Here is a 5,108-nt window from a genome sequence, read left to right as displayed (position 1 = left end):
ACCAAGGAGCAGCTGCGCGCGCTACCGGATCGCGGGGTGGGGGTGGGCGGGGGGGGCGACCCGAAAAACCACACTGCGGCCACCCCGGGCGGCCCCCCCCCCCCCCCCCGAGGAGGTGCTACTGCTGGACGAGATCCGCTGTGGTGAGCGGTCGTTCGAGGTCGGCGGGCACGCCGAGGGCTCGTTCGAAACCGGCGGGCACGATGATGTCGCCGCGGTCGAGGTCGGCGATCGAGGTCTTGCGCAGGCCGAGCAGCGCCGAATCGATACCGCCGCGCAGGATGTCGAGCACGTTCTCCACACCGGCCTGCCCGTTGGCGGCCAGGCCCCACAGGGAGGCGCGGCCGATCAGCACCGCGCGGGCGCCCAGCGCCACGGCCTTGACGACGTCGCTGCCGCGCCGGATACCGCCGTCGAGCACCACCTCGATCTGGTCACCGACCGCGTCGGCGAGCACCGGCAGCGCCCGGATCGCGGCGGGGGTGCCGTCGAGGTTGTTGCCGCCGTGGTTGGACACCGAGATGCCCGCCACACCCGCGTCGACCGCGCGCAGCGCGTCGTCGACCCGCATCACGCCCTTGAGCAGCACCGGACCGTCCCACTGCTCGCAGATCCAGGCGACGTCGTCCCAATCCGGCGCGGGTGTCTGCATCCATTCGCCGTAGGCGCCGAAGAAGCCCGGCGCCGCGCCGCCGCCGACCGCCATGTTGGGGGCGGTGAGGTCGGGGATGGAACCCGAGCGCAGGTAGGTGGCCAGCCAGCGTGGGCGAGCCAGGGTCTGCGGCGCGAACTTCATCATGGTGCGCAGGTTCAGCGATTCCGGGATGACCGGGCTGCCCCAGTCCCGGCCGTGCGAGAACGACCAGTCCAGGGTGAGGATGAGCCCGACCGCGCCCGCCGCCTTCGCCCTGGCCATGCGCTCGAGGATCTGATCCTTGTTGCCACACCAGTACAGCTGGAACAGCGTGGACGGGTTGGCCGCGATCACCTCTTCGATCGGCTTGCTCGCGAACGAGCTCAGCCCCATGGCGATGCCGCGCGCGGCGGCGGCCCTGGCGACGGCGACCTCACCGTCGGGGTGCACCGCCTGCACGCCCGTGGGCGAGATCAGCACGGGCATCGAGAGCTGTTGTCCGAGAACGGTGGTCGACTGGTCGCGCTCGCCGATCGGGCCCGCGCAGTGCGGGGCGAAGCCGAGTTCGGTGAAGGCGGTCTGGTTGTCCTCGATGGTCTGGCCGCGTTCGGAGCCCGCGATCAGCGCCCCGTACACCGATTTCGGCAGGCGCTTGCGGGCGCGGCGCTGCGCCTCGGCGACGGTCTCGAACCAGGAGTTCATCGAAGTAGTCCTTCCTCACGATCCTGTGGCCACCATCGGCCCAGGTCTTCCAGTAGTGCGGTGGTGGCCGCGCGCAGCAGCGCGGCGCCTTCGTCGGCGCTCGACCCGGTGGGGTCGCCGAGAATTCCATTGGGGCTCACGGCCCGGACGCCGCCCGCGCGCAGCAGCGGCAGCAGCTCGCTCAGCGCGCGCCGGTCCCCCGGTTCGGCCAGCGCGGCGCGCACGTGCTCCGGCGACAGCGCGAGCTGAATCGAGGTTTCGGTGCGGCCCGCGTGCGGGTCGCCGCCGTAGCCGGGCGAGAACAGCCGCACATCGCGCGACTCCGACCGCAGCAGCGCGACCGCGCGGCGCAGCGCCTCGACATTGCCGCCGTGCCCGTTGACCAGCACGATCCGCGAGAAGGTGTCGGTGGCCGACCGGCACAGCTCGACGACCAGCAGTTCCAGCGCCGCCTGCCCGATCGACAGGGTGCCGGCGAACCCGGCGTGCTCACCGCTGGCGCCGTAGGGAACGGCGGGCGCGACCAGTACGTCGGCCCGCTCGGCGGCGACCCGGGCGCACACGGCGGCGGCGATGTCGGTGTCGGTGGACAGCGGCAGGTGGGGGCCGTGCTGCTCGGTGGCGCCGAGCGGGATGACCAGGATCACTCCCGCGGCGGCACATGTGCCCGCCTCGGGCCATGTGAGGTGGGCCACGAACATGGTTCCGACATTAACGACAGTCACTGACATAATCAAGAGCGCGTCGAGTCCCCCGCCTGTATCCATAGTCTGTATCCATGTCAGCCCCGACACCGCGCGCTCATCGCGGTCGCCCACCGCGCACCACGCGCCGTGAACTCGAAGTCATCGCGATGAAGCTGTTCGCCGAGCACGGGTTCGACGACATCACCGTCGAGCGCATCGCGGCCGAGGCCGGTGTCAGCGAACGCACCTTCTTCCGGTACTTCCCCAGCAAGGCCGAGGTGCTCTGGCACCAGTTCGACAACGAGGTCGCCGACCTGCGCGCCGCCTTCGCCGCGGTCCCCGACGACGAGCCGATGATGGCGGCGGTGCGCCGAATCGTGGTGGCGGCCAACAGATATCGCGCCGAAGACATCCCGGAGCTGCATACCAGGATGCGCCTGGTCTCCGGCGTCCCCGCGCTCTCGGCCGGCGCAGGCGCGCACTACGACGCCTGGGAACGCGCGGTCGGCGAGTTCGCCGCCCGCCGGCTCGGCACCACCGCGGGCGACCTGGTCCCCCTGGCCGTCGGGCGCACCACGCTGGCCGCCGCGCGGGCCGCCTTCGACGCCTGGCTCGAGCGCGGCGACGCCGATCTGACGGTCTATCTCGACCGCGCGCTGCGCGCCCTGGAACGCGGGTTCGCCCCGGAGTAGCCCGAACCCGCAGGTTTGGGCGGCATCAGGGATGGGGTATGAGTAGGCTCGAGTCAGCGCGCGCTGTGCGCACCGACAATGTCCGTCGAAAGGGGCAGGAGTTTCCATGTCCGAGGTGTCCATGAGTCTTTCGGCGGATTCGCTGCCGGCACGCCCGGTAGACAACTTGCTGCCGCAACTGGTCGAGCACCTCCGGCAGAACCGCACCGGACTGCGCGAGGAGTGGGCACGGCGGATCACCGAGGCGGAACTCCTGACCGCCATGACCCCGGAGGAGATCTTCTCCGAGGCGACCTCGATGTACGACAACTACGTCGAGGTGCTGGTCACCGGTAGCGTCGAGGCGCTGCAGGCCTACGCGCGCGACCTGTCCGAGCGCATCATTCCGCGAGGCGTCGAGACCGACGAGGTCCTCGGGATCGTCCTGCTCCTGCGCGACGTCCTGGCCCGCTCGCTGTTCGAGAAGTACCAGGCCGACTTCGATCTGCTCAACCAGGTCCTCGACGCCTACGAACCCGCCGCCAACCGCATCGCGAGCACCGTGGCCATCTCGTTCGTGCAGGAGCGCGAGCGCGTCATCCGCCAGCAGCAGGAAGCCATTCGCGAGCTGTCGACGCCGGTGCTGCAGGTGCGCGAGCAACTGCTCATCCTGCCGATCATCGGCGTGCTCGACTCCCAGCGCGCCCGCCAGCTCACCGAGCAGCTGCTGCGCGCCATCCGCGCCAATCGCGCCAAGGTCGTCGTCATCGACATCACCGGTGTGCCCGCGATCGACTCGGTGGTGGCCAACCACCTCGTGCAGACCGTCGACGCGTCGGGCCTGATGGGCGCCAACGTCATCATCACCGGCCTGTCCTCGGAGATCGCGCTCACGCTGGTCACCATCGGCCTCGATCTGTCCAAGATGAACGCGGTCGGCGACCTGCAGGGCGGTATCGAAGAGGCCGAGCGGCTGCTCGGCTACGAGGTCTCCCGTGGCTCCGAGCGCCTGAGCGAGCGAGACGGGCGCTGAACAGGCCACCATGCCGGTACCCATTCTCAAACAGGGCACATTCCTGATCGCTTCCGTGCAGTCGGCACTGACCGACGCCGATACCGAGCGACTCCAGGACGACCTGATGAAACAGGTCAGCTACTACCGGGCGACCGGCATCGTCGTCGACGTCACCGCGATCGACGTCATGGACTCCTTCGCCGCGCGCTCGCTGCGCACCATCGCGCACATGACCCAGCTGCGCGGCGCGGAGACCGTCATCGTGGGTCTACAGCCCGAGGTCGCCTTCGCGATGGTGCAGCTCGGGCTGACCTTCGAGGACATGCACACCGCGCTGGATCTGGAAGAAGGCCTCGCCTGGCTGAACCGGCACCCGCGCCGACGAGACGGTCGTGACAGTGGCCGCTGAGCAGGTGGCGATCGCGGTCAAGGTGTCCGGTGACATCGTCATCGCCCGGCAGGCCGGACACGAACTGGCAGCAACACTCGGCTTCACCCTCACCGACCGCACCATGATCTCCACCGCCATCTCCGAAATCGCCCGCAACATCACCAGTTACGCGGGCAGCGGGGAGATTCGCTTGCTCGTCGACCTGCGCGAAGGCAGACGCGCGCTCGTCGTCCAGGCCGAGGACCAAGGTCCCGGCATCAGAGACATCCCTCGTGCACTGGAGGACGGTTACTCCACCGGCCGTGGCCTCGGTCTCGGCCTGCCCGGCGCACGCAGGCTGATGGACCGGCTCACCATCGATTCCGCCCCGGGTCGCGGGACGTTGATCGAGATGTGGAAGTGGGTACCCGACGGTGCATGAAGACGGGATTATCGGCCGCACGGAATGGTCGACGGCCGGTCGGGCACTGCCCGGCCAGGAAGTCTCCGGTGATCGTGCCGTCGTCCTCGACACCGGCGACGGCGGCGCGCTCTTCGGCGTGCTCGACGGGCTCGGGCACGGCGCGGCGGCGGCCGACGCGGCCGACCGCGCGATGGTCATCCTGTCCGACAACCGCGGCGAACCGCTGGATGTGCTGATGGTGCTGTGTCATCGCGCGATGGTCGAAACCCGCGGCGCCGCGGTCTCGTTGGCGCTGATGGGTTCCGGCGAGACGTTGCAGTGGCTCGGTGTCGGCAATGTCGAGTCGCGGCTGCTGACCCTGGGCCCGGCAGGCCCGGAGCTGCGGGCGACCATGCTGCTCACCGGCGGCATCGTCGGCTACCGGTTGCCCTCGCACCTGCAACCGCAGACGCTGCCGATCCGCCCCGGTGACCTGCTGCTGATGGCGACCGACGGGATCGTCTCGGTCGGCCCCGAGTCGATCGACCTGGCCCCCCCCGCCAACACGATCACGGGGGACCAGCAAAGCCCCCACCCCCACGACACCGGCGACGCCGAGGTGGGCGG

General features: G+C 70.0%; 7 protein-coding genes. 5 read left to right on the top strand and 2 right to left on the bottom strand.

The annotated features are described in order from the left end of the window. Positions 1-118: 118 nt before the first annotated feature. Together mftD and mftE are read right to left on the bottom strand one after the other, a co-directional pair. The gene (gene mftD, locus ACFWPJ_RS03965) at positions 119-1,336 is read right to left on the bottom strand and encodes a pre-mycofactocin synthase MftD (RefSeq protein ID WP_378846832.1); all 1,218 of its coding nucleotides are present in this window, start codon (positions 1,334-1,336) and stop codon (positions 119-121) included. Then, positions 1,333-2,037: a mycofactocin biosynthesis peptidyl-dipeptidase MftE gene (gene mftE / locus ACFWPJ_RS03960; RefSeq protein ID WP_378846830.1), complete on the bottom strand. Its 705-nt coding sequence runs from the start codon at positions 2,035-2,037 to the stop codon at positions 1,333-1,335. The genes mftD and mftE overlap by 4 nt, the downstream gene beginning before the upstream one ends. Before the next feature lie 77 nt (positions 2,038-2,114). Between mftE and mftR the strand changes: the two genes are divergently transcribed. The 5 genes from mftR to ACFWPJ_RS03935 all read left to right on the top strand — a co-directional run. Beyond that, entirely contained in the window at positions 2,115-2,714 is a 600-nt protein-coding gene (mftR, locus tag ACFWPJ_RS03955) for a mycofactocin system transcriptional regulator (protein WP_378846827.1), read from the top strand. Positions 2,715-2,820: 106 nt separating this feature from the next. Then, complete coding sequence (locus ACFWPJ_RS03950; protein WP_378846824.1) at positions 2,821-3,726, top strand: STAS domain-containing protein; 906 nt, start codon at positions 2,821-2,823, stop codon at positions 3,724-3,726. Positions 3,727-3,736: 10 nt separating this feature from the next. Further along, the gene (locus tag ACFWPJ_RS03945; protein WP_189023051.1) at positions 3,737-4,117 is read left to right on the top strand and encodes an STAS domain-containing protein; all 381 of its coding nucleotides are present in this window, start codon (positions 3,737-3,739) and stop codon (positions 4,115-4,117) included. Further along, positions 4,107-4,520, top strand: coding sequence for an ATP-binding protein (locus ACFWPJ_RS03940; RefSeq protein ID WP_189024773.1), 414 nt, complete (start codon positions 4,107-4,109; stop codon positions 4,518-4,520). Before ACFWPJ_RS03945 ends, ACFWPJ_RS03940 begins: the two co-directional genes overlap by 11 nt. Next, the coding region (locus tag ACFWPJ_RS03935) for a stage II sporulation protein M (protein WP_378846821.1) at positions 4,513-5,108 on the top strand (596 nt) is incomplete at its 3' end. The genes ACFWPJ_RS03940 and ACFWPJ_RS03935, both read left to right, overlap by 8 nt.

It is taken from the genome of Nocardia sp. NPDC058497 (assembly GCF_042720195.1).
Lineage (GTDB): Bacteria > Actinomycetota > Actinomycetes > Mycobacteriales > Mycobacteriaceae > Nocardia.
Note: the sequence above shows the minus strand (reverse complement) of the source record. Positions and strands in the feature narration are given on the sequence as shown.